Here is a 2,278-nt window from a genome sequence, read left to right as displayed (position 1 = left end):
ATAAGAGACAGGGGCCGGCCCTGCGCGCGGTGCGGCTGCCGGTGGCGGAGGGCCTGCGGAAGGTGGCCTGAGCCATGGTGCCGCTCTTCTACAATGCCCGCAGCCTGTGGGCGCGCCGGCTGTCCACCGGCCTCACGGTGGTGGGGCTGGGGCTGGTCGTCTTCGTCTTCGCCGCGGTGCTGATGCTGGCCAACGGCATCGAGTCCGCGCTCGCCTCCGGTGGGGACGCGTCCAACGTCGTCGTGCTGCGCAAGGGGGCCACCAGCGAGCTGGTCAGCGGCGTGGAGCGGGACGCGGTGCGCATCCTCACCACGGACCCGCAGGTGGCCTCCGGGCCGGACGGCACGCCGCTGGTGGCCGGGGAGCGGGTGGTGCTGCTGACGCTGCCCAGCGGCCGCACGCAGGCGATGAACACGTCCGCGCGCGGCATCAGCGCGGCGAGCTTCGCGGCGCGGCCGGAGGTCCAGCTCGTCTCCGGGCGCAGGCCCCGGCCGGGCACCAACGAGGTGGTGCTGGGCCGCTCGCTCGTCGGCACCTCGCCGGAGGCCACGTTGGGCGGGGAGCTGCGGTTCGCCCAGCAGCGCTGGCCGGTGGTGGGCGTCTTCGCCGCGCGGGGCGGCGCCTTCGAATCCGAGGTGTGGGCGGACGCCCTGCGCCTGGGCACGGCCTTCGGGCGCGACGACTTCAGCTCCGCGGTGGTGCGGCTGCGCTCGCCCGCGGACGTGGACGCCTTCGTCAAGCGCGTGGAGGCCAACCCGCGCTTCACCCTGGAGGCCAGGCCGGAGCCGGCGTACTGGGCGAATCAGGCCAGCGGGCTGGCCGCCTTCATCCGCGTGCTGGGCCTCTTCGTGTCCTGCGTCTTCAGCCTGGGCGCGGTGCTGGGGGCGATGATCACCATGTATGCCCAGGTGGCGACGCGCGTCGCGGAGCTGGGGATGCTGCGCGCGGTGGGCTTCCGGCGGCGCAGCGTGCTGGCCAGCGTGGTGGTGGAGTCCGCCATGCTGGGCACGGCCGGCGGCGTGCTGGGCGCGCTGGGGGCGCTGGCCACGCGGTGGATCCACATCCGCACGCTCAACTTCCAGACCTTCGCGGCGGTGAGCTTCGGCTTCTCCCCCACCCCCGCCATCCTGCTGGGCGCGCTGCTGTTCGGCACGGCGATGGGGCTGCTGGGAGGGCTGCTGCCCGCGCTGCGCGCCTCGCGCCTGTCCATCCTGGACGCGCTGCGCGCCTGAGCGGCGGGACGGAAGACCTCAGCCCTCCAGCTGCTCCGCCGTGAGGCAGCCCGCCGCGAGGTCCAGGTCCTCCAGCGGGATGCGCTGGATGTGCTCCCGGGGCTCGTCCACGTTGTCGCGGTACTTGTGCGAGCCGCTCTCGTAGGTGACCCACAGCTCGCCGTCGATGACGTTGATGCCCTGGGCGTACGGGTCGATGAGCCCGTTGCCGATGTCCACCCGCTGGTCGATGTCCGCGGAGAAGGTGTCCTCCGTGGACGTGAACGGCTGGTAGACAAGCTTCTGGTCGCCCGTGGTGAAGAGGATGCCCCCGTCGACGATGGTCATCCCCTGCGCGCGGTCCGGCGCGCGGATGGGGCCCTCGCGTGAGTCCTCGATGAGCGCGCCGGTCTTCTCGTCGAGCTTGTAGCGCCAGACGGCGCCCGCCTTGCCATCGCCGTCCGGGCTGTAGCCACCGACGTACGCGTAGCCGTCCTTGATGGTCATGTAGCTGCCGGAGGACATGAGCCCGATGCCGGTGGCGGGATCCGTCAGCCCCTCGGGCTTGGGGACATCCATGACCTGGGAGGGCATGGCCTCGCGGCACTCGTTCTGGGCCGCTTCAATCTCTTCGCGCGTGTAGACGTAGATGTGGTCCGTGTCGGACACGTAGACGTGGTCGCCGTCCGTCGACACGCCGCCTCCGTGGCCAGGCGGACCCGCCGGCGGCGGCCCGCCGAGCACGGCCTGGTGCGTCTCCTTGCCCGAGTCCTTGTCCTGCACGGACAGCAGCACCCGGTGGTCGTCGTTGTAGTAGGTCGTGAGCACTTCGCCGCGTTTGGCGTCGTAGCCCTGGCCCTGGGGCGTCCACCCCGCGTCCAGGTGGATGAACTCCGGGCCGACCTTCTCCCCGCTGCTCGCCTTCGTCAGGGGGGCGTCCACGCTCGCGGGAGCCGCGGCCGACGGCGTGTTCCCGTAGCCGCTGAGGTCCACGGGGCGGGCCTTCGCCTGCTCCAGGCCGTCCTGGAAGTAGGGGGCGGCGGTGGGCGGCGGGGTGCGCGCGGGAG

The 2,278-nt window shown here is 72.5% G+C and carries 2 protein-coding genes; one reads left to right on the top strand and one right to left on the bottom strand.

The features are described 5' to 3' along the window. The first annotated feature begins 74 nt into the window (after nt 1-74). Nucleotides 75-1,232 carry an ABC transporter permease gene (locus tag D7W79_RS41370; protein WP_120530672.1) on the top strand — a complete coding sequence of 386 codons (1,158 nt, stop codon included), beginning with the start codon at nt 75-77 and terminating at the stop codon, nt 1,230-1,232. Between the two features lie 18 nt (nt 1,233-1,250). On the opposite strand, the gene D7W79_RS41365 is transcribed toward D7W79_RS41370, so the two are convergent. Next, nucleotides 1,251-2,278 (bottom strand): hypothetical protein (locus D7W79_RS41365; protein ID WP_120530671.1); only part of this gene is annotated, 1,028 nt, incomplete at its 5' end.

The sequence above is a fragment of the Corallococcus exercitus genome (assembly GCF_003611585.1).
GTDB lineage: Bacteria > Myxococcota > Myxococcia > Myxococcales > Myxococcaceae > Corallococcus > Corallococcus exercitus.
Note: the sequence above shows the minus strand (reverse complement) of the source record. Positions and strands in the feature narration are given on the sequence as shown.

What these genes read in the sequence shown, in the direction of transcription:
- D7W79_RS41370 (WP_120530672.1), top strand. Translation starts at nt 75, where the DNA reads ATGGTGCCGCTCTTCTACAATGCCCGCAGCCTGTGGGCGCGCCGGCTG.